The following is a 22,923-nucleotide window of genomic DNA, read 5'->3' as shown; positions in this document are numbered from 1 at the left end:
CACACAGACTAGTTAAACAAATAACTGCCCAACCCAAAATCGAGCCGATAATTTATGCCTTTTACACTTGGTCAACGCTGGATCAGCGATACAGAAAGCGAACTTGGACTGGGTACTGTCGTAGCCATCGACGTACGCATGGTCACCTTGCTGTTCCCTGCAACCGGTGAAAACCGCCTCTATGCCAGAAATGACTCTCCAATCACCCGCGTGATGTTCAACCCCGGTGATACCATCAGCAGCCACGAAGGCTGGCAAATGAAAGTGGAAGAAGTCACCCACGAAAACGGATTGATTACCTATATCGGCACCCGTTTGGATACCGAGGAAACCGGCGTAGCAATGCGTGAAGTGTTGCTGGATAGCAAACTCACTTTTAGCAAGCCGCAAGATCGCCTATTCGCCGGTCAGATCGATCGAATGGATCGTTTTGCCCTGCGTTTCCGCGCTCGTAAATACCAAAGCGAGCAGTTCCGTTTACCGTGGAGCGGTCTGCGCGGCGTTCGCGCCAGCCTGATTCCTCATCAGTTGCATATCGCTTACGAAGTCGGTCAGCGTCACGCTCCACGCGTACTGTTGGCCGATGAAGTTGGTTTGGGTAAAACCATTGAAGCCGGGATGATTATCCATCAGCAATTATTGGCTGGTCGCGCTGAGCGCGTGCTGATCGTGGTGCCGGAAAGCCTGCAACACCAGTGGCTGGTTGAGATGCTGCGCCGCTTTAACCTACGCTTCTCACTGTTTGACGACAGTCGTTATTCCGAAGCGATGCAAGACAGCAGCAACCCATTTGAAACCGAACAGTTGGTTATCTGCTCATTAGATTTCGTACGTCGTAACAAGCAACGTTTAGAGCAACTGGCCGACGCATCCTGGGATTTGTTAGTGGTGGATGAAGCCCACCATCTGGCCTGGAGCGAAGAAGCCCCGAGCCGCGAATATCAGGTTATTGAGCAACTGGCGGAAAATATCCCTGGCGTACTGCTGCTGACCGCAACCCCTGAGCAATTGGGCCAACAGAGCCACTTTGCCCGTTTGCGCCTGCTGGATCCGGATCGCTTCCACGATTACGAAGATTTTGTCAGCGAACAACAGCAATATCGTCCTATCGCTGACGCAGTGACGCTACTGCTGGGCGGCGAGCGTCTGGCGGACGACAAGCTGAATATGCTGGGTGAAATGATTGCCGAGCAGGATATCGAACCGCTGCTGAAAGCGGCAAACAGCGACGGAGAAGACAGCGAAGCGGCGCGCCGCCAGCTAGTCGACATGCTGATGGATCGCCACGGTACCAGCCGAGTTCTGTTCCGTAACACCCGTAACGGCGTGAAAGGTTTCCCGCACCGCGTACTGCACGAAATAAAACTGCCATTGCCAACCCAGTATCAAACGGCGATCAAAGTCTCTGGCATTATGGGTGCGAAGAAATCGCTGGAAGCTCGCGCCAAAGATATGCTTTATCCCGAGCAGATTTATCAGGAATTTGAAGGGGAAAATGCCACCTGGTGGAATTTTGATCCTCGCGTTGAATGGCTACTGAACTACCTGATCGCCAACCGCGATGAGAAAGTGCTGGTTATCTGCGCTCAGGCCGCCACCGCGCTGCAACTGGAGCAGGTCTTACGTGAACGTGAGGCGATTCGCGCTGCCGTGTTCCATGAAGGTTTATCGCTGATTGAGCGGGATCGCGCAGCGGCTTATTTTGCCTCAGAAGAAGACGGTGCCCAGGTGCTGTTGTGTTCAGAAATCGGCTCAGAAGGGCGTAACTTCCAGTTTGCCTGCCAGTTGGTGATGTTTGATTTGCCGTTTAACCCAGATCTGCTGGAACAGCGAATCGGACGTCTGGATCGCATTGGCCAGAACCGTGAAATTCAAATCATGGTGCCTTATCTGGAAAATACTGCACAGGCGATTTTAGTGCGCTGGTATCACGAAGGTCTCGATGCCTTCGAACATACCTGCCCGACAGGCCGAACCATTTATGACAGCGCCTATCAGGAATTGATCGGCTATCTGGCCACGCCAGCCGAACAGGAAGGTTTGGACGAATTTATCCACACCTGCCGTCAGCAGCACGACAAACTGAAGCAACAACTGGAGCAGGGTCGTGACCGTCTGCTGGAAATGCATTCAAACGGTGGCGAACACGGTCAGGAACTGGCCGAGGCTATCGCCAATCAGGATAACGACATCAATCTGGTAAGCTTTGCGCTGAACCTGTTTGATATTGTCGGCATCAATCAGGAAGACCGCAGCGATAACCTGATCGTATTAACGCCATCAGACCACATGCTGGTACCGGATTTCCCTGGTCTGCCGCAGGATGGCTGCACCGTAACGTTCGATCGCGATCAGGCGTTATCCCGTGAAGACGCACAGTTTGTGTCCTGGGAACACCCGATTATTCGCAACGGCCTGGATTTGATTTTGTCCGGCGACACCGGAAGCTGTGCAGTTTCTCTGTTGAAAAACAAAGCATTACCAGTAGGTACTCTGCTGGCGGAGTTGGTTTATGTGGTAGAAGCTCAGGCACCTAAGCATCTGCAACTGACCCGCTTCCTGCCACCGACGCCGGTACGTATGCTGATGGATCGCAAAGGCACCAATCTGGCGGCTCAGGTAGAGTTTGAAAGCTTTAACCGCCAGTTGAATGCGGTCAATCGCCACACCTCAAGCAAGCTGGTGAACGCGGTTCAGCAAGAGGTTCACGCCATGCTGCAACAGGCGGAAGCGCTGGTAGAAGAACAGGCGAAAGCGCTGATCGAAACCGCCAAGCAAGAAGCCGATGAAAAGCTGAGTGCCGAACTGGCACGTTTGGAAGCGTTGAAAGCCGTTAACCCGAATATTCGTGATGACGAACTCGAAGCGCTGGAGCATAACCGCAAAATGGTGCTGGAAAACCTGAATCAGGCTGGCTGGCGTCTTGACGCAATCCGCTTGGTTGTGGTCACTCACCAGTAACACTTTTGTGTAAGAAAGAGCCGGCAACCTCCGGCTCTTTTATCCAGACTGATATGCCATATCGAAAAAACCTCGAATTGCAGCAAGGTGGTAACGGATTGAACATGGAACCCTATAACCCCCCGCGCGATCCCTGGCTACATATTTTGTACCAGGATCAGCATATTATGGTGGTTAACAAACCGAGCGGGTTGCTTTCGGTACCCGGACGGGCACCGGAAAACAAAGACAGCGTAATGACGCGTATTCAGGCTGATTTTCCGGCTGCGGAATCCGTTCATCGTCTGGATATGGCGACCAGCGGCGTGATTGTCGTGGCACTCACCAAAGCCGCCGAACGCGAATTAAAGCGTCAATTTCGCGAACGTGAGCCGAAAAAATCTTATATTGCACGAGTTTGGGGACATCTGGCGCAGGACGAAGGGGTTATTGATTTGCCGCTGATTTGCGACTGGCCTAATCGACCGAAGCAAAAAGTGTGTTATGAAACCGGTAAATCTGCACAAACTGAGTATCTGGTGCTGTCCCGGGATGCAGACGGCAGTACTCGGGTGAAATTATCGCCCATCACCGGCCGCTCGCACCAACTACGAGTACATATGCTGGCGATGGGGCACCCTATCCTCGGCGACGGCTTCTACGCCCCTCCAGAGGCCAAGGCGATGGCTCCGCGCTTACAGCTACATGCCCAGGAGTTATGTATCACTCATCCAGAATTCGGCACGCCTATGCATTTCCGCAGTGAAGCCGATTTTTAAGTGATGAGTAACGGTAAAGTAAGTATCGTGTTTGATGAATTATTAAGGAAGGCGTCCTACCTTCCTTAATATCGAATGAAATGGCACAAAAGTTGCGACCGCAAATTTTATCGATAAGCATCTCAATAAAAATCCGATCTTATTTAAATCCCTTTTCTCGCTTAATCAAATCATAAGCGGACTGAATTTCCTGCGCTTTCTGCTTAGCCATTTCCATCATTTCCGGCGGAAGGCCCTTAGCGACCAATTTATCCGGGTGATGTTCGCTCATTAATTTGCGATAAGCACGCTTGATGGCAACGGCATCATCGCTCGGATTAACGCCTAGCACTTTACAGGCATCAGCCAGAGTTGGCCCTTGCGGTGCCTGCTGGTAGCCCCCTTGAGAGTAACCACCCTGCCCACCAAACTGACGACCACCTTCTATCATGCGAAGAAACTGATCGAACTGGCTGCGGGAAATACCTAGCTCATCGGCAATAACGTACAGTACCTGCCGTTCATTCGGATGGAGCGAACCATCGGCAAAAGCAGCCTGTAACTGAATTTCCAGAAACATCCTAATAAGATCGAAACGACCGAAGCAAACGCTGCGCAATTCACGCAGTTTTTCCCGCAATGGGAAGTCGCTTTGCTTACCTTCACGGAACGCCTGCTGCGCCGCCGTGCGGGCATTTCCATGTAATTGCATACGATCCATCAACTGACTGGCAAGCTGAATATCAACTTCAGTTACGCGTCCTTTGGCTTTGGTCAGGTGCCCCATAACCTGAAATGTGGTGCGAAAAAACAGTGATTGTCGCGTTTGCTGATCGACGAAAAAGCCGCGGCGTCGCGCGGTTCGAGCCTTATCTACCATATGGCCGACGATCAACCCCAGTACTACACCCCAGAAACCAATACCGGACATCAATCCCAATATCAGACCGAGCAGTTTTCCCCAATACTGCATATACTCCTCAATTCATCATGCCGTCAGTCAAATTTTGCATTATCATACTCGGCATTTAGCTCTGTGCCTAACGGCGAGACGTGTAAACGGCCGGATTTAACACTAGCGCAACTCTGATGAGTGAGATAGTCTCAGACCGTTTGCCGGCACGTTGCCCCTGATGACGGAACACCAAAAGCGCGTATGAAAAAAAGATTCCCAACACTGCTGGCCACGTTGATATGGACGGCACTCTATAGTCAGCAATCGCTGGCCGACCTCGCTGAACAATGCATGTTCGGCGTTCCTACCTATGACAAACCGCTGGTTACGGGCGATACCAACCAGCTTCCGGTGCATATCCAAGCGGATAAAACCGAAGGCAATTATCCCCACAGTGCGGTTTTCACCGGTAACGTTAATGTCCAGCAGGGTAACAGCACCCTAACGGCCAATGAGGTTCAGTTACACCAGACACAGGAACCCGGCCAGCCGATTCCGGTGCGAACCGTCACCGCTATAGGTGATGTCAATTACGACGATCCGCAGATTATTCTGAAAGGGCCAAAAGCCTGGTCAAATCTGAACACCAAAGACACCAATATGGATAAGGGCGACTACCAAATGGTAGGGCGTCAGGGTCGCGGTGATGCCGATCTGATGAAACTGCGCGGTCAAAATCGCTATACCATTCTGGAAAACGGTACTTTTACCTCGTGCCTGCCCGGTGATAACAGCTGGAGCGTAGTGGGTAGCGAAGTGATTCATGATCGCGAAGAACAAGTGGCCGAGATCTGGAATGCACGCTTTAAAATCGGGCCGGTACCGGTTTTCTATAGCCCATATATGCAACTGCCCGTTGGCGATAAACGCCGCTCCGGTTTCCTGATCCCGAATGCGCGTTACAGCACCAATAACGGCTTCGAATTCATGTTGCCGTACTACTGGAACATCGCGCCGAACTTTGATGCCACCATTACACCTCACTACATTGAGAAACGCGGCACTCAGTTCCAGAACGAATTCCGCTATTTGCTAGCCCCCGGTGCTGGTACCATGGCATTCGACTGGCTATCAAGCGACCGCGAATATGCCAGCGCAGACAAAGCCAATAATGATAAAGCTCGTTGGCTCTACTACTGGGGCCATTCTGGCGTCATGGATCAGGTATGGCGCTTTAACATCGACTATACCAAAGTCAGCGATCCGACTTACTTTAGAGACTTCACTTCACTTTATGGTTCCAGTACTGACGGCTACGCCACGCAAATTTTTAGCGTGGGCTATGCGCAGAAAAACTGGGACGCTACATTGTCATCCAAACAGTTCCAAGTATTCGCCAATGGTGGCGGTGACTCAAATGCCTACCGCGCCCAGCCGCAGTTAGATCTCAATTATTACAAAAACGATGTAGGCCCGTTCGATATGCGGGTGTATGGGCAAGCAGTTAAATTCACCAGCGTGAATCCGAATAATCCGAAGGCGGATCGTTTCCATATTGAGCCATCAATCAATCTTCCTCTGGCGAACGATTGGGCGAGCCTGAATACCGAAATCAAGCTGATGGCAACTCACTATCAGCAAGATATTCCCACTGGTTTTTCAAGTAATTATGCGGCGAATAACGGTGGTCTGCAAGATTCAGTCAATCGCGTTCTGCCACAGTTTAAAGTCGATGGAAAAGTGGTATTTGACCGCCAGATGGATTGGGCAGAAGGCTATACGCAAACTTTGGAGCCACGAGCCCAATATTTGTATGTGCCTTATCGCAACCAGGATGACATCTATCTTTACGACACCACTCTGCTACAAACTGACTATACCGGCCTGTTCCGTGACCGCACATATGGCGGGTTGGATCGCATCGCATCGGCCAATCAGATCGCTACCGGTTTAACTTCTCGCATTTATGATGATGGGCTGGTTGAACGTTTTAACGTTTCCTTGGGTCAAATCTATTATTTCACCCCTTCCAGAACCGGTGATAATAATAAAAACTCAGCCAATATCGACAACAGCAATGATACCGGTAGCCTGGTATGGGCCGGGGACACCTATTGGAAAATTACCGATAAGTGGGGCTTTAGAGGCGGAGCGCAGTACGATACCCGCTTGGGAAGTCTGACTCAGGGTAATACAGTGATGGAATATCGCCACAATGCCGAAACGGTGCTTCAGTTGAACTACCGCTACGCCAGCCCTGAATATATTCAGGCGGCGGTACCTAAGGTGAGAAGCCAGGGCTATCAGGAAGGTATTTCTCAAGTGGGTGCAGTGGCCAGTTTACCGTTGGCCGACCGTTGGGCTATCGTCGGGTCATACTATTACGACACTAAGGCCAATCAACCGGCTAGCCAACTGGTTGGGGTACAGTACAATACCTGCTGTTGGGCGATTAATCTGGGCTATGAGCGTAAAATCAACGGCTGGAACACGCTGGACAATACCAGTAAATATGATAACAAAATCTCGTTTAACATAGAGTTACGTGGTTTAAGCAGCAACCACAGTTTGGGTACCCAACAGATGTTACGCTCTGGTATCCTGCCTTACCAAAGCGCATTCTGATACTGAGTAACACACTGAATTCAGTGAATTTAAACCCGCAACTGCGGATTACATAATGGAAAAGGTATGAAGAACTGGAGAACGCTTATTCTCGGATTGGTGATCGGTGCCAATACCGCGTTCGCAGCACCACAAGAAGTTGATAAAGTGGCCGCCGTGGTTAATAACGGTGTGGTCTTGCAGAGTGACGTCGACGGTTTGTTACAGTCGGTAAAACTCAATGCGCAACAGGCTGGTCAGCAAATTCCTGACGAAGGCACGTTGCGCCACCAGATTCTGGAACGCCTGATTATGGATAATATCCAATTGCAGATGGCACAGAAAATGGGGATTACCGTTTCCGACGAAGCGCTGGATAAAGCCATTGCTGATATTGCGGCGCAAAACCGTATGACAACGGCACAAATGCGCAGCCGTCTGGCCGCTGAAGGGTTAGATTACAACACTTACCGCGCCCAGATTCGCAAAGAAATGCTGACCTCCGAAGTGCGAAATAACGAAGTTCGCCGTCGCATCACCATTTTACCGCAAGAAGTCGAATCACTGGCCAAACAGATCGCAGCCCAGACCGGCGATGACGCTGAATTAAACCTGAGCCACATTTTAATTCCGTTACCGGAAAATCCATCCCAACAGCAGGTTGATACCGCTGAAGACTTGGCAAAAAATCTGGTCGCGGAACTCAAAAATGGCGCGGACTTTGGCAAATTGGCTATCGCAAACTCTGCCGATTCTCAGGCATTGAAAGGCGGCCAAATGGGTTGGGGCAAGCTACAGGAATTGCCAACGCTATTTGCTGAAAGACTGCAAACGGCCAGCAAAGGTCAGGTTGTTGGGCCGATTCGCTCCGGCGTCGGTTTCCATATTCTGAAAGTGAATGATATTCGCGGCACAAATCAAACCGTTTCGGTTACAGAAGTGCACGCTCGCCATATTTTGCTTAAACCATCCGTTGTGATGACCGACGATCAGGCACGCGCAAAATTACAGGCAGCGGCGAATGATATCAAAAGCGGCAAGGCAACCTTTGCCGATGAAGCCAAGCGACTTTCTGAAGATCCAGGCTCTGCGGTACAAGGCGGCGATCTGGGTTGGGCTTCTCCCGACATCTACGATCCAGCCTTCCGTGATGCCTTGATGAAACTGAAAAAAGGCGAGATCAGTGCGCCGGTTCATTCATCTTTCGGCTGGCATTTGATTCAGGTAGTCGATACCCGTCAGGTAGACCGAACCGATGCGGCGCAGAAAGATCGTGCCTACCGCATGCTGTTTAACCGTAAATTCTCTGAAGAAGCGCAAACCTGGATGCAGGAACAACGTGCCGCTTCTTATGTGAAGATTCTTGATGGTAGCGATGCACAAAAATAACCGCATTGTCATTACCCCCGGCGAACCTGCCGGGGTTGGGCCGGATCTGGTGATCACTCTGGCTCAACAGGACTGGCCTGTTGAGTTAGTCGTGTGCGCCGATCCGGCCTTGCTACTTGAACGGGCGGAGCAATTGAAGCTCCCTCTGCAATTGCGGGAATATCAACCCGATGAAGCTGGCCTTGCCCAGCGGGCAGGAACCTTAACTATCCTGCCCGTTGCCGCCGCTCCGGTCACCGCAGGTGTTCCTTCGGTTAGTAACAGCGCCTACGTGGTAGAAACGCTGGCTCAGGCCTGCGATGGATGCTTGCGGGGTGAATTCGCGGCTTTGGTCACTGGTCCGGTACAAAAAAGCATTATTAATGATGCAGGCGTCCCTTTCACTGGTCATACTGAGTTTTTTGCCGAGCGTAGCCTGTGCCAAAAAGTCGTTATGATGCTGGCAACCGAAGAGCTGCGCGTCGCTCTGGCTACAACGCATTTACCGTTGTCAGAGGTTTCTCGCGCTATAACTCGGGATAACCTGCACGAAGTTATCACTATTCTCGATCGGGATCTCAAAACCAAATTTGGCATCCAACAGCCGCATATTTATGTTTGTGGGTTAAATCCACACGCAGGCGAAGGCGGCCATATGGGTCGTGAAGAGCTGGATATCATTATTCCCGCGCTAGACGAGCTGCGTCAGCAAGGCGTGACCTTGATTGGCCCGTTGCCGGCGGATACCTTGTTCCAGCCCAAATATTTGCAACATGCCGATGCCGTATTAGCCATGTATCACGATCAGGGGCTACCGGTGTTAAAATACCAAGGCTTTGGACGAGCGGTAAATATTACCCTCGGTCTGCCTTTTATCCGCACATCAGTGGACCACGGAACCGCTTTGGAACTTGCTGCTACCGGCACTGCCGACGTGGGCAGCTTCAAAACGGCATTAAATTTAGCCATTAAAATGATAAATAACAGCAATGAATAATAGAGTCCACCAAGGGCACTTTGCCCGCAAACGCTTTGGACAAAACTTTTTAAACGATCAGTTTGTCATCGATAGTATTGTTTCTGCGATCCACCCTGTTCCCGGGGAAGCGGTAGTGGAAATCGGGCCCGGCTTAGGCGCGTTAACCGAACCAGTTGCTGCACGTATGGATCACATGACGGTTATCGAGCTGGATCGCGATCTTGCCGCACGTTTGGCCAGCCATCCGCAGCTAAAAGATAAGCTGACGATCCACCAGCAAGATGCCATGAAGATTGATTTTGCCGAGCTGGCAGAACAGGCGGGTCAGCCATTACGCGTGTTTGGTAACCTGCCGTACAACATTTCTACCCCGTTAATGTTCCACCTGTTCAGCTATACTCAGGCTATTCGCGACATGCATTTCATGTTGCAAAAAGAAGTGGTAAACCGCTTGGTTGCTGGCCCAAACAGTAAGGCTTATGGCCGCTTAACCGTCATGGCGCAATATTATTGTAACGTGATACCAGTTCTTGAAGTGCCACCTACGGCCTTCACCCCAGCGCCAAAAGTAGACTCTGCCGTGGTACGTCTGGTTCCTCATGTGAACATGCCTAACCCGGTTGGGGATGTGCGTATGCTGAGCCGCATTACTACGCAAGCTTTTAACCAGCGCAGGAAAACCGTACGTAATAGCTTAGGGGATTTGTTTACGCCTGAGCAATTAACCGAATTAGGTGTCAATCCGACGCTTCGCGCAGAAAACATTTCTGTGGCGCAATACTGTAAGCTGGCTAACTGGCTTTCGGCGCAATCGACACCGCAGGAATAACAGGAGTTCGCCATGATTGAACGGCCCCGTGTGTGTGTGCAGGTACAAAGTATCTATGTGGAAACCCAATCGATACCTGATGAAGAACGCTTTGTCTTCGCCTATACCGTCACTATTCGCAATCTGGGGCGTTCAACGGTTCAGCTGGTTGGTCGTTACTGGCTGATCACCAATAGCAACGGTCGTCAGACCGAAGTTCAAGGTGAAGGCGTTATCGGTGAGCAACCGCTGATTCTTCCGGGCAATGAATTCCAATATACCAGCGGCGCGGTACTAGAAACGCCGCTGGGTACCATGGAAGGGCACTACGAAATGGTTGATCACCTAGGCCAGGCATTCCGTACGGCAATTCCCGTCTTCCGTTTGGCTATCCCGACGCTGATCCACTAATCCGGCCCAGAAAAATATGTCTACCTACCTGATTGGCGATGTTCACGGCTGTATCGATGAACTACGCGCCCTATTGGCGCAAGTTGAGTTTAATACTCAGCAAGACACTCTTTGGTTAACCGGTGATTTGGTCGCCCGTGGCCCCGCATCTTTAGATGTTCTGCGCTATGTTCGCGCATTAGGCCCGGCCGTACGTATGGTGCTAGGCAATCACGACCTGCACTTATTAGCAGTTTATGCTGGCATTAGCCGCAATAAGCCCAAAGATCGCATCACCCCGCTGCTGGAAGCCCAAGACGCCGATGAATTGATTAACTGGTTACGCCGCCAGCCGGTGCTTCAGGTCGATGAGGAATTGAAACTGGTGATGGCCCACGCAGGAATCACGCCACAGTGGGATATTGAAACCGCCCAAACCTGTGCCCGCGAAGTCGAAGCGGTGCTGAGTAGCGACAGCTATCCACTATTTCTGGATGCCATGTACGGCGATATGCCAAACAATTGGAGCCAGGAGCTATCTGGTCTGGCTCGTTTGCGTTTTAGCACTAATGCTCTAACCCGTATGCGGTACTGCTTCCCAAATGGTCAGTTGGACATGATCTGCAAAGATACGCCAGAGAATGCGCCATCACCGCTAAAACCCTGGTTTGATTTGCCTCGGTTGGTTGATCCTGATTATTCCATTGCGTTTGGTCACTGGGCATCTCTGGAAGGGAAAGGCGCTCCGGAAGGTATTTACGCGCTGGATACCGGCTGTTGCTGGGGAGGCGTGCTGACTATGCTGCGCTGGGAAGATAAGCGCTATTTCACTCAGCAATCTTTCCGCGAAAAAGGCACTGACGTCAGCATCGCAGCGGCTAATTAACCTCGTTTAATATGATGAAATGGCACGTATTTATTTGTGCCATTTCTCATTTTTCAGAATGACATTGCGCACCGAACTACTCTTGCCAAAAATTCCTATCCGTAACCGCACTGCTTTGAAGCATGTTGTCGAAGCTGTCGCTCTCGATTGAGGCAGGCCAGATTCCGCCGCCAAGAATTCCAACTAAACCTATTTTATCAATATTATCTGCACGCAGTTCTCGTCCTGCACGATTGATCAATCGATCTTCATTCAATTGCATAACTTCATTTACCATAAGTATTTTCCCTTATTTTTAATTGATAAAAGCAGATGCATAGAAATAATAAGTCTCACTTATGACAAATAAATGACACTCGGAGACTCTCAAAAAAGATAGATCAAAATAATAGTGATTAACAGTTAGCCTTTCTTAGTATTCATTACATTACTCTAGCTATTATTTTCCGTCTGAAACTGGCATATTTGGTAATAATCCAACCGGTCAAAAGTACAATATTTCACATCATCAGACTGACAAACGAATTTATCTCCCGTTAACGTCGATGACGTCTTCACCCAAGGTTCATGCCCTTTCAGAGAAACAAAAAAGCCACCGTTTTTTATCGACTCATAATCTTTCATATGCATATCTATAGTTCCAGATTCAAGGGCATAGCTACAGCTAGTTAAAATACCTATAGTCTCAGCGTTACTATTATAAGGATGGTAGGTAGCCCGTAAAAAATGAGAAACTTTTCCATTATTCTCAGCGCCTTGAGATACTCCAAGCCACTGACTATTTGCCGTAAAATATAACCCCATACCATTAGCCCCATCAATTTCACTCGGCTCTGGGCAATGATTGACAGAGGCTGATAACAGGTGGCTATATAGAATAATAGGTAGAATCGTTACCATATTTATTTTTCGCATTTAACACTCCCATTTATATAAAGTAAGAATTAGCATTGAAAGGAAAAATAAATATATCAACCAGATTGAACTCTGGCATTTTCTAATTTAATAACGAGAACCATAATAATAGACAGGCATTTTTTGATAAAAAAAGGAGGCCATATAGGCCTCCTATTGAATTAATCCAGTTCGGTAAAAACTAGCGACGCTCTAATATCGCAAAGCAATAGCTATGTGAATTAGCTTCATCTGCATCGTGGAACTCACTGAATGAAGATTCCCATTCATCAGGTTCATAGTCAGGGAAATGTGTATCGCCCCCAACTTCAGCATCGATGTGTGTCAGGTACAAGCGATGTGCGCGATCGAGGAACTGGCTATATACCCGCCCTCCGCCCATAACCATCACTTCTTCAACGTCACCGGCTAAAGCCAGCGCTTCGTCGATTGAAGTTGCCCAGCTGACGCGGCTGTCGGTGCCCGACTGGCTGCTGATAACGATATTCAGACGGCCAGGAAGTGGACGACCAATAGATTCAAACGTTTTGCGACCCATAATTACCGGTTTGTTCAGCGTGTTACGTTTAAACCACGCCAAATCAGCCGGTAGGTGCCACGGCATGGCATTTTCCATACCAATAACACGATCTGCCGCAAGTGCAGCGATCAGGCTGATAATCATTATTAAACCCTGTAGGCTAAGTTAGCCAGTCCCGAAAAATTGCTCACACTATACGTAAAGCCTTATCAGCCGTCGATAGTCATAATCAGGCTAACAGCACATATAAGACAGCTCTTAGCGATGGGACTGCTGACCTCGGAAAAAAAGCCTATACACTCGGGCGCTTACGATAAAGCCATAATCCTGGCAAGGATAAACCTATCGATAGTGCGCCAACAATAAATGAAGCTTTTAAGAAATTGGTAACCATCGTTGACATCAACTCCTCGGTGTATCCCAAATGGGATATTTCTACCACCGAGATCATCGCAGTATAGGCAGAAATACCGGGAAACATCGGGATAACCGCAGCGACCGTAAATACCTTCGGGTGCGCGAGTAGCCAGCGCGACCAGCTAATACCAATCACGCCTATCAGGATTGAAGCCACCAGCGACGCCAATTCGATATTCATACCAAAATGCATCATCAGCATACGCGAACCGTGACCGATAGCGCCCAACAGTGCGCAATAACGTAATGCCCGAATCGGAACGTTAAACACCATCGCAAAACCCAATGCCGGAATGGCCGCCAGCGCCATATCTTGCAGCAAAGCCCATAATAAACTCATGCCCATCCCCGCAGCCCCCACAGTGCCATGGCGATCACCACGCCAATACAGGTCGATAACGTCAACAGGCTGGCCATTGCCCAACGAGCCAGTCCGGTATTCACATGGCCTTTAAACATATCCGCGACCGCATTAATCAGCGGGAATCCGGGAACCAACAGTAAAACGCTGGCGGCCATTGCTACGCTGGAAGCCTGTTCAAACTGAGGTAAGCGCATCAGCAAACCTGATGCCGAAGTCGCAACGAATGCCGTAATACAGAAGTTAATCAGAGGATTCATATGACGAGCTGTCAAACTTTGCCGCACAAACATCGACACGCCGCTGGCGATAAAAGTGATAGAAAAGGCATCCCAACCGCCGCCGTTTAGCATACTAAAGCACCCGCAGGACAAAGCGACCATCGCTACCACCAGCCAACGTGGATAACGTAGTGGCCGAATATGATCTAAGCGTTTTGCAACATCCTGAGCATCCAGCAAACGGTGTTCAGCTAAAATAACAATATGCTGTACTTCGGTCACAACCTGCATATTAATGCCGCGATCGGTATTTTTTCGGGTCGAGGTCAGGCAGTTCCCTTGGCTAATAGTCGTTAATACCACCGCGTTAGCAGAGATCGAGCTTTCAACGCTATCCATTCCCAAGGCAATCCCCAGACGAGCGGAGAGTTGTTCTACCAACATGCTTTCTGCGCCATGCTGTAACAATAACAGGGCACATTGTATACATAGCCGGGTAATCTCCCGCTGCTGCTGATGGGGTATACCCTGACAAATTGCATTCTCCTGGCTCATCATTCTGTATCGATACCTGTCAAAAGAGTGAAACGTTGATTTTAATTTCTTACCCATTAAGGTGATGTCAGGGAACTGGGACAGCGCTATTATTCACCTATTACCCTGCTACATTGCGGAATTCCCTGATGCTCGAAACTTCATTATTTGTTGCCACTATCGCTACTTTGGGGATGCTTTCTCCCGGCCCTGATTTCTTTCTGGTCATAAAAAATGCCGCTCGCTATCGTCGTTCTGCCGCCATGATGACCGCATTTGGCGTTATTTGCGGCGTGGCGACTCACATGTCTTACTGCGTAGCAGGCCTGGCGGTGGTTATTACCACTACCCCGTGGTTATTTAATTTCCTGAAATATGCCGGTGCTGTCTACCTAATTTGGGTAGGTATTCAGGCGCTTCTCTCACGCGGAGAAAGCAAAATGAATATCAGCCATTTGCCACAACAAACTATCAAGATGAAGAATGCCTTTCTGCAGGGCTACCTTTGCAACCTGCTAAATCCCAAAGCAACGCTATTCTTTCTCGCGGTATTCACCCAGATACTTCAGATTAACTCCGGTATCGGCGAAAAACTGTGGTACGCCTCGATCATATTGGGATTAGCAGTAGTTTGGTGGCCAATACTGGTCATTTTGATCCAAAGCGCTCCGGTTCGGCGCGGGCTGGCGAAAGCACAAAAACTGGTGGATAAGGTTCTCGGCGGTTTACTGATTGGTCTGGGTATTAAAGTCGCCCTGAGTTGATTCACTTTGTTTCAGTCACAAAAAAGGCGATGTTTCCATCGCCTTTCAATTTTGCGCTTACCCAGATTAACCTTTCATTTGCTTAATCTTGGCATGCATTTCCTGCACTGAAATCACTTGCTCGGTTGGATCCGCATTCAGCGCCATTGCCGTCGCGAAACCACCGTTTAACGTGGTGTCATAGTGCACTTTATACTGTAAGGCACTGCGACGAATCAGCTTGGAGTCTTCGATAGCCTGACGTCCCGCCGTGGTATTGACAATGTAGGTGTACTCGCCATTCTTAATACGATCCTGAATGTGAGGACGGCCTTCATGTACCTTGTTGACCAAACGTGGATTTATGCCCGCTTCCCCTAACACCACCGCAGTACCATGGGTTGCATCCAGTTCGAAGCCTTGTTTCAGCAGCTTGGCAGCCAAATCAACCACGCGAGCTTTATCCCCTTCGCGCACCGACAACAGCGCACGACCACTTTTCTTCATACCGGACTGGCTGCCCAGCATCGCCTTCGAAAATGCTTCTGCGAAGGTACGGCCAACGCCCATAACTTCACCGGTTGAACGCATTTCTGGCCCAAGAATCGGGTCAACGCCAGGGAACTTATTAAACGGCAGTACCACTTCTTTTACCGAGTAATATGGCGGGATGATTTCTTCGGTTATCCCTTGCTCTGCCAGTGATTTGCCAGCCATAACTCGAGCGGCAATCTTCGCTAATGGCATACCGGTGGCTTTAGAAACGAAAGGTACGGTACGAGCAGCGCGTGGGTTCACTTCAATCAGATAAACTTCGTTGTTCTTCACCGCGAACTGGACGTTCATCAAACCGCGAACGCACAGTTCAAACGCCAGCTTCTCAACCTGCTGACGCATAACATCCTGAATTTCTTTGCTTAGCGTGTAGGCTGGCAATGAACAAGCTGAGTCACCGGAGTGAACCCCTGCCTGCTCGATATGCTCCATAATTCCGCCGATCAGCACACGCTCACCGTCGCAAATCGCGTCCACATCCACTTCCACCGCGTCATCGAGGAAACGATCCAGCAATACTGGTGCATCGTTAGACACGCTCACCGCATTCTGGAAGTAACGGCGCAGGTCGGTTTCGTCATAGACGATTTCCATTGCGCGGCCACCCAGTACATAGGAAGGACGCACCACCAACGGATAACCCAAGCCGCTAGCCTTATCTACCGCTTGTTCGATAGTGGCAACGGTGGCGTTAGCCGGTTGCTTGAGACCCAGACGATTCACCGCCTGCTGAAAACGCTCACGGTCTTCTGCGCGGTCAATGGCATCAGGGCTGGTACCGATAACAGGAACGCCGGCAGCTTCCAGTTCGCGAGCCAGTTTCAGCGGAGTCTGGCCGCCGTACTGTACGATAACACCCTGTGGCTTCTCAATACGTACGATTTCCAGCACGTCTTCCAGCGTCACTGACTCGAAGTACAGACGGTCAGAGGTATCGTAATCCGTGGAAACCGTTTCAGGGTTACAGTTCACCATGATGGTTTCGTAACCGTCTTCACGCAGCGCCAGCGAGGCGTGAACGCAACAATAATCGAATTCAATCCCCTGACCGATACGGTTAGGACCACCGCCCAACACCATGATTTTCGGACGATCGCTGGTTGGGTTAGATTCGCACTCTTCCTCATAGGTTGAGTACATATAGGCTGTATCAGTAGAGAATTCTGCCGCACAGGTATCCACACGTTTGTAAACCGGATGCAGGTCAAATTTGTAGCGTAGCTTGCGCACTTCGCTTTCGGCTACGCCAACCAGTTTAGCCAGACGCGCATCAGCAAAACCTTTACGCTTCAACTGGCGCAGGAATTCATAATTCAAGCCGTTGATACCGCATTCAGCTACTTTCTCTTCCAGACGAACCAGTTCTTCAATCTGCACCAGGAACCAGCGGTCAACGTTGGTCAGGTTGAAAACGCCGTCTACGGACATACCGGCGCGGAACGCATCGGCGATGTACCAGATACGCTCTGCGCCAGCGTCTTTCAGCTCGCGGCGAATCTTGGTCAGCGCTTCCGGATCGTCCAGGCTGACTTTTGGATCAAAGCCGGTCGCGCCCACTTCCAGACCACGTAAGGCTTTCTGCAAGGATTCTTGCTGAGTACGGCCAATCGCCATCACTTCGCCGACCGATTTCATTTGGGTCGTCAGGCGGTCGTTGGCACCGGCAAATTTCTCGAAATTAAAGCGAGGGATTTTGGTCACAACGTAATCGATGGAGGGCTCAAATGACGCCGGAGTACGGCCACCGGTGATATCGTTGGTCAGTTCATCCAGCGTGTAACCTACCGCCAGCTTGGCGGCAATCTTGGCAATCGGGAAACCAGTTGCTTTGGATGCCAGCGCCGAAGAGCGGGATACGCGCGGGTTCATCTCAATAACAATCAGACGGCCAGTTTTTGGGTTAACCGAGAACTGAACGTTGGAGCCGCCGGTTTCCACGCCGATTTCACGCAGTACCGCCATCGAGGCGTTACGCATGATTTGATATTCTTTATCCGTCAGAGTCTGCGCTGGCGCAACGGTGATGGAGTCACCGGTGTGGATCCCCATAGCGTCGAAGTTTTCGATGGAACAGACGATGATGCAGTTGTCGTTTTTATCACGCACCACTTCCATCTCGTACTCTTTCCAGCCGATCAGAGATTCGTCAATCAACAGTTCTTTAGTTGGAGACAAATCCAGACCGCGCTCGCAGATTTCTTCGAACTCTTCACGGTTGTAGGCAATACCGCCGCCGGTGCCTCCCATGGTGAAGGACGGACGAATGATGCAAGGGAAACCCACGTCAGCCGCAACGGCCAGCGCTTCTTCCATATTGTGAGCGATGCCGGAGCGCGCCGTATCCAGACCGATTTTCTTCATCGCGATATCAAAGCGACGGCGGTCTTCTGCTTTATCAATGGCGTCGGCGGTGGCACCAATCATGGTCACGCCAAACTCGGCCAGCACGCCCTGACGTTCCAGTTCCAACGCACAGTTCAGCGCGGTTTGGCCGCCCATGGTTGGTAATACTGCGTCTGGACGTTCTTTTTCAATGATTTTGCGAACCACTTCCCAGTGAATCGGCTCGATGTAGGTCGCATCGGCCATTTCCGGATCGGTCATGATGGTTGCCGGGTTGGAGTTCACCAAAATAACCCGATAACCTTCTTCACGCAGGGCTTTACAGGCTTGAGCACCTGAATAATCGAACTCACAGGCCTGTCCGATAACAATCGGGCCAGCGCCGAGAATCAGGATGCTTTTTATATCTGTACGTTTTGGCATGGTCTTAGCTCCTGATTACTTGCTATTAGTGCTTGCTGATGATGATGCGCGGTAGGCTTCAATCAGTTCGATAAAGTGGTCAAACAGCGGAGCGGCATCATGTGGCCCCGGGCTCGCTTCAGGGTGCCCCTGGAAGCTGAACGCTGCTTTATCAGTACGATGGATACCTTGCAGAGAACCATCGAATAACGAAGTGTGGGTTGTACGTAAAGTGGCAGGTAATGAGGTTTCATCCACCGCGAAGCCGTGGTTTTGTGCGGTAATCATCACGCAGTTGCCATCCAAATCTTTCACCGGATGGTTGCCGCCGTGGTGGCCAAACTTCATTTTTACCGTTTTTGCGCCGCTGGCCAGTGCCAGCAGTTGGTGACCTAAACAGATTCCAAAGACTGGAATATCGGTTTCGAGAAAACGTTTAATCGCGGTAATGGCGTAGTCGCAGGGTTCCGGATCGCCCGGGCCGTTGGACAGGAAGATCCCGTCTGGATTCAGCTTCAGCACGTCTTCCGCCGGAGTCTGTGCTGGAACAACCGTCAGACGGCAGCCACGATCCACCAGCATACGCAGAATATTACGCTTTACGCCATAATCGTAAGCCACTACATGGAAAGGTAATTCTTCAGCTTTTTTCGCCGCCGGTAGTTCGCCTTCCAGCGTCCAGCTCCCCTGCAGCCAGGTGTAAGCTTCTTTGGTCGTGACCTCTTTTGCTAAATCCATCCCTTTCAGACCGGGGAAAGCTTTAGCTTTTTCCAGTGCCACAGCCGCATCCGTCAGGTCGCCAGCGATGATGCAACCGTTCTGAGCGCCTTTCTCACGCAGTAAACGAGTCAGCTTACGGGTATCGATATCTGCAATCGCAACGATGTTGTGGCGTTTGAGATATTCGGATAAGCCTTCTTCATTACGGTAGTTGCTGGCAATCAGTGGCAGGTCGCGGATAACAAGACCTTGGGCGTGTACTGCGGAGGATTCTTCATCGGCGGCGTTGGTGCCGACATTGCCGATATGGGGATAAGTAAGAGTAACGATCTGGCGGGAATAGGAAGGATCAGTGAGGATTTCTTGATAACCGGTCATCGACGTATTGAAGACCACTTCCCCCACTGCCGAACCTTCTGCCCCGATGGCCCGACCGTGAAATTGGGTTCCGTCTTCGAGAACCAATAGCGCTGACTTAATCAAAACACCCTCCAAGGAATAAACAGTCACATTATCTGCATATTAATTCAGAATTAACGATCTAAATCAATGCAAAAACCGCCCTCAAAGCTAATTTTTGGCAAATTGGGCGCATTTTAATGATGAGCTAGGCTCTTGTCTAGCCAAAGTACCATTTTTTCTTTGTTTTTTGCCCATCTCGCCAAAATAGTGGGTTTATGGCGGCAAAAATACAAACTAAGTTAACATAGTAAACGGTTGCGAGGGTGATAGAGTGAATTTTAACGTATTCGGAGAGAGAAAAGGCAAATTGGCAATGATAGGAGTCGTAAAATTTCAATAAAACGCTGAAAAACACATTAAAAAACACAAAAACAGCCATCTAATAATAAAATAACCACTTAACACTTAAAATAACAAAATAAAAAAGAGCGATAAAAATATCGCTCTACTATCAGATAGTTATGATAGGAATAACCACATCACAGCGGTACATTACATATTATAAATCGTTTAAACCCAAGACATCTCGCATATCAAACAATCCTTTATCCTGAGTTGATAGCCAGATTGCGGATTTAATTGCTCCATTAGCAAAAGTCATACGACTGGTCGCTTTATGGGTGATCTCAACCCGTTCGCCAATATCTGCAAACATCGCAGTATGCTCACCCACAATATCCCCCGCACGGACGGTAGCAAAACCGATAGTCCCTTCCTTACGCTCGCCGGTATAACCTTCGCGACTATAAACGGCGCAGTCTTTTAAATCGCGCCCTAACGTTTCCGCAATCGCTTCTCCCATCGCCAACGCAGTGCCCGAAGGCGCATCGACTTTATGGCGGTGGTGAGCTTCAATAATTTCGATATCGGCGTAGTCACCCATGACTTTAGCGGCCTTCTCTAACAGCTTAAGGACCAGATTGACGCCTACGCTAAAATTGGCCGCAAAAACAATCGCAATATCTGCCGCCGCGGCGCTAATCGCAGCTTTGCCAGCTTCATCAAAGCCAGTCGTACCAATAACCATACCTTTTCCGTGCTGGCGGCACAGAGCCAAATGCGCCAACGAGCCTTCTGGACGAGTAAAGTCCACAAGGATATCAAAGCTGTTTATTGCTTCGGCAACATCATCTGCCACCTTGATATTTAGCAACCCTATACCGGCCAGTTCGCCGGCATCAGTGCCTACCAGTGACGAACCTTTGCGCTCCAGCGCAGCACCCAGAGTTACTCCAGGAATTTGATGCACGGCCTGAATCAATTGTCGCCCCATACGGCCACCGGCACCGACAATAGCGACACGAATTGCTGAATCAGTCATAAATCCTCTTGTTGTTTTATATCAGCCCTGATCAGGGTTCAGATTAGCGGTCTGCCACTGAGTCTGCCAGACTATTTAAGCTGTATTAGAAAAAAATGATATCCGCTCATTTTTATCAGTGAAAGCACTTAATTACTCATCTATTGCAGGTAAAAAGCGCCGGCGCATCGGATAATCAGATGGAATTCTCTCAATTTCTGCATAACAAACCGAAAACGGGCAAATTTTCAGCGCTGCATCTTTACGCATATTCATGCATTATCAAGGAGTAGCCAGAAGAAACTCATTTAACATTACTGTATCCAAACCGTTACCTTGGGTTTTCTTTTGCCATAAAAAAAGCAGCCCCAAGGCTGCTTTTTTATATTCGGCTAACTTAGTCGACCTGCTTTACGTTAACCCTAAGCTCTTTTGGCACTTCGAAAACAATATTCTCTTCCCTGCCACTCAGTTCAATCGAGTGACCCGCCCCCAGATCTTGCAGGCGAGCAATGACTTGCCGTACCAGAATATCCGGCGCTGAGGCTCCAGCAGTCACACCGATGCAGGAAACATTGTTCAGCCAAATTTCTTGTATATCATCAGCAGAGCCAATGAGATAAGCCGCTTTGCCCATCCGTTGTGCCAGTTCGGCTAAACGGTTCGAGTTAGACGAGTTTTTCGAGCCGACGACCAAAACCACGTCCGCTTTATCCGCCAGATTGCGCACCGCTTCCTGTCGGTTAGTGGTAGCGTAGCAAATATCATCTTTACGCGGACCGATAATCTTAGGGAAGCGTTTATGCAGCGCATCTATCACTTCAGACGTATCATCAACCGACAAAGTGGTTTGCGTCATAAAGCACAGATTATCTTCGTTTTTTACTTTCAGCGTCCACACGTCCGCTGGCGATTCCACCAGATACATTCCCCCTTCCGGGTTACTGTATTGCCCCATGGTGCCTTCCACTTCCGGGTGGCCCGCATGTCCAATCAGAATCGCCTCTTTGCCCTTACGGCTGGCACGAGCCACTTCCATATGAACCTTGGTCACTAACGGACAGGTCGCATCAAACAGCATCGTCAACTGGCGCGAGCGGGCTTCTGCCCGAACGGCCTGGGAAACGCCATGGGCAGAAAATATCAGAATAGAGCCATCTGGCACTTCCGATATTTCCTCGATAAAGATGGCTCCGCGCTGGCGCAGGCTATCCACCACGTAGCGATTATGCACCACTTCATGACGAACATAGATCGGCGCGCCGTACATCTCCAACGCGCGTTCTACAATGCTGATAGCTCTATCGACTCCGGCGCAAAAGCCTCGTGGATTAGCCAGCAGTATTTGCATGAGATTCCTCCTGTTGAGGATCAATCTCCAGCACTTCTATATCAAAGCTGATAGATTGACCGGCCAACGGATGATTGAAATCAACGGTGACGGATTCTTCAGCCACTTCACGCACCACGCCCGGCATTTCACTGCCGTCTCGGGTGGTAAACAGCATGATAGTGCCCGCATCCGGCAAGCCGGTTTGAGCAAAATCACGTCGACTAAAGTATTGAATCAGATCCGGGTTTTCCAGACCGAACGCCGCTTCCGGTGGCAAAGTAAAGGCATGCTTGTCACCAATCTGTAGGCCAAGCAGCTCTTCTTCCAACTGATCGGATAAGCTGCCATCGCCTAAGCGAAATAGCGCAGGCTTACCGTGTGTGCGCGTGGATTCAGCCGTAGAGCCATCTTCCAGTTTCAGCGTAAAATGCACCAAAACGGCACTGTTATCCTGTACCCGGTCTGACAT

The 22,923-nt window shown here is 49.9% G+C and carries 20 protein-coding genes; 9 read left to right on the top strand and 11 right to left on the bottom strand.

Annotated elements, in window-relative coordinates; all coding sequences use genetic code 11:
- Window positions 1–54 precede the first annotated feature (54 nt).
- Together rapA and rluA are read left to right on the top strand one after the other, a co-directional pair.
- Complete coding sequence (gene rapA, locus DBA33_RS00525; protein ID WP_064516373.1) at window positions 55–2,961, top strand: RNA polymerase-associated protein RapA; 2,907 nt, start codon at window positions 55–57, stop codon at window positions 2,959–2,961.
- Window positions 2,962–3,065: 104 nt separating this feature from the next.
- Window positions 3,066–3,719 carry a bifunctional tRNA pseudouridine(32) synthase/23S rRNA pseudouridine(746) synthase RluA gene (rluA, locus tag DBA33_RS00520; protein WP_064518443.1) on the top strand — a complete coding sequence of 218 codons (654 nt, stop codon included), beginning with the start codon at window positions 3,066–3,068 and terminating at the stop codon, window positions 3,717–3,719.
- A gap of 139 nt (window positions 3,720–3,858) precedes the next feature.
- On the opposite strand, the gene djlA is transcribed toward rluA, so the two are convergent.
- Window positions 3,859–4,671, bottom strand: coding sequence for a co-chaperone DjlA (djlA, locus tag DBA33_RS00515; RefSeq protein ID WP_064516371.1), 813 nt, complete (start codon window positions 4,669–4,671; stop codon window positions 3,859–3,861).
- A gap of 183 nt (window positions 4,672–4,854) precedes the next feature.
- On the opposite strand from djlA, the gene lptD reads away from it, so the two are divergent.
- From lptD to apaH, 6 genes are all read left to right on the top strand, one after another.
- Entirely contained in the window at window positions 4,855–7,218 is a 2,364-nt protein-coding gene (gene lptD, locus DBA33_RS00510; RefSeq protein WP_120805207.1) for an LPS assembly protein LptD, read from the top strand.
- 66 nt (window positions 7,219–7,284) lie between these two features.
- On the top strand, window positions 7,285–8,586 hold the full coding sequence (gene surA, locus DBA33_RS00505; protein ID WP_064516367.1) for a peptidylprolyl isomerase SurA: 1,302 nt from the start codon (window positions 7,285–7,287) through the stop codon (window positions 8,584–8,586).
- Window positions 8,573–9,562 carry a 4-hydroxythreonine-4-phosphate dehydrogenase PdxA gene (pdxA, locus tag DBA33_RS00500; RefSeq protein WP_064518441.1) on the top strand — a complete coding sequence of 330 codons (990 nt, stop codon included), beginning with the start codon at window positions 8,573–8,575 and terminating at the stop codon, window positions 9,560–9,562. The genes surA and pdxA overlap by 14 nt, the downstream gene beginning before the upstream one ends.
- A complete protein-coding gene (gene rsmA / locus DBA33_RS00495; RefSeq protein WP_049598890.1) occupies window positions 9,555–10,373 on the top strand; it encodes a 16S rRNA (adenine(1518)-N(6)/adenine(1519)-N(6))-dimethyltransferase RsmA in 819 nt (272 codons plus the stop codon). Before pdxA ends, rsmA begins: the two co-directional genes overlap by 8 nt.
- Before the next feature lie 12 nt (window positions 10,374–10,385).
- The gene (gene apaG, locus DBA33_RS00490; RefSeq protein ID WP_049598893.1) at window positions 10,386–10,763 is read left to right on the top strand and encodes a Co2+/Mg2+ efflux protein ApaG; all 378 of its coding nucleotides are present in this window, start codon (window positions 10,386–10,388) and stop codon (window positions 10,761–10,763) included.
- 16 nt (window positions 10,764–10,779) lie between these two features.
- On the top strand, window positions 10,780–11,628 hold the full coding sequence (gene apaH / locus DBA33_RS00485; protein WP_064516365.1) for a bis(5'-nucleosyl)-tetraphosphatase (symmetrical) ApaH: 849 nt from the start codon (window positions 10,780–10,782) through the stop codon (window positions 11,626–11,628).
- Window positions 11,629–11,704: 76 nt separating this feature from the next.
- Here the strand turns inward: apaH and DBA33_RS00480 are convergent, their stop codons facing one another.
- The 5 genes from DBA33_RS00480 to DBA33_RS00460 form a co-directional block, all read right to left on the bottom strand.
- The gene (locus DBA33_RS00480; RefSeq protein WP_064516363.1) at window positions 11,705–11,905 is read right to left on the bottom strand and encodes a hypothetical protein; all 201 of its coding nucleotides are present in this window, start codon (window positions 11,903–11,905) and stop codon (window positions 11,705–11,707) included.
- 155 nt (window positions 11,906–12,060) lie between these two features.
- Window positions 12,061–12,543 carry a DUF3757 domain-containing protein gene (locus tag DBA33_RS00475; protein ID WP_064516362.1) on the bottom strand — a complete coding sequence of 161 codons (483 nt, stop codon included), beginning with the start codon at window positions 12,541–12,543 and terminating at the stop codon, window positions 12,061–12,063.
- 181 nt (window positions 12,544–12,724) lie between these two features.
- Window positions 12,725–13,207, bottom strand: coding sequence for a type 3 dihydrofolate reductase (gene folA / locus DBA33_RS00470; RefSeq protein ID WP_120805205.1), 483 nt, complete (start codon window positions 13,205–13,207; stop codon window positions 12,725–12,727).
- 148 nt (window positions 13,208–13,355) lie between these two features.
- The gene (locus DBA33_RS00465; protein ID WP_064516358.1) at window positions 13,356–13,820 is read right to left on the bottom strand and encodes a threonine/serine exporter; all 465 of its coding nucleotides are present in this window, start codon (window positions 13,818–13,820) and stop codon (window positions 13,356–13,358) included.
- Window positions 13,817–14,617, bottom strand: coding sequence for a threonine/serine exporter ThrE family protein (locus DBA33_RS00460; protein ID WP_064518439.1), 801 nt, complete (start codon window positions 14,615–14,617; stop codon window positions 13,817–13,819). Before DBA33_RS00460 ends, DBA33_RS00465 begins: the two co-directional genes overlap by 4 nt.
- A 128-nt stretch (window positions 14,618–14,745) precedes the next feature.
- Here DBA33_RS00460 and DBA33_RS00455 point away from each other — a divergent pair, with 128 nt between their 5' ends.
- The gene (locus DBA33_RS00455) at window positions 14,746–15,360 is read left to right on the top strand and encodes a LysE family translocator (protein ID WP_064516356.1); all 615 of its coding nucleotides are present in this window, start codon (window positions 14,746–14,748) and stop codon (window positions 15,358–15,360) included.
- Between the two features lie 66 nt (window positions 15,361–15,426).
- Here the strand turns inward: DBA33_RS00455 and carB are convergent, their stop codons facing one another.
- The 5 genes from carB to fkpB form a co-directional block, all read right to left on the bottom strand.
- Complete coding sequence (carB, locus tag DBA33_RS00450) at window positions 15,427–18,660, bottom strand: carbamoyl-phosphate synthase large subunit (protein ID WP_120805200.1); 3,234 nt, start codon at window positions 18,658–18,660, stop codon at window positions 15,427–15,429.
- A 15-nt stretch (window positions 18,661–18,675) separates the two neighbouring features.
- Window positions 18,676–19,842, bottom strand: a complete 1,167-nt coding sequence (carA, locus tag DBA33_RS00445; protein ID WP_120805198.1) for a glutamine-hydrolyzing carbamoyl-phosphate synthase small subunit — start codon at window positions 19,840–19,842, stop codon at window positions 18,676–18,678.
- Between the two features lie 478 nt (window positions 19,843–20,320).
- Window positions 20,321–21,142, bottom strand: coding sequence for a 4-hydroxy-tetrahydrodipicolinate reductase (gene dapB, locus DBA33_RS00440; RefSeq protein ID WP_064516350.1), 822 nt, complete (start codon window positions 21,140–21,142; stop codon window positions 20,321–20,323).
- 376 nt (window positions 21,143–21,518) lie between these two features.
- Window positions 21,519–22,472, bottom strand: a complete 954-nt coding sequence (gene ispH / locus DBA33_RS00435; protein WP_120805196.1) for a 4-hydroxy-3-methylbut-2-enyl diphosphate reductase — start codon at window positions 22,470–22,472, stop codon at window positions 21,519–21,521.
- Window positions 22,453–22,923: an FKBP-type peptidyl-prolyl cis-trans isomerase gene (gene fkpB, locus DBA33_RS00430; protein WP_064516347.1), complete on the bottom strand. Its 471-nt coding sequence runs from the start codon at window positions 22,921–22,923 to the stop codon at window positions 22,453–22,455. The genes ispH and fkpB overlap by 20 nt, the downstream gene beginning before the upstream one ends.

The sequence above is a fragment of the Yersinia sp. IP36721 genome, from assembly GCF_003634395.1.
GTDB lineage: Bacteria > Pseudomonadota > Gammaproteobacteria > Enterobacterales > Enterobacteriaceae > Yersinia > Yersinia entomophaga.
Note: the sequence above shows the minus strand (reverse complement) of the source record. Positions and strands in the feature narration are given on the sequence as shown.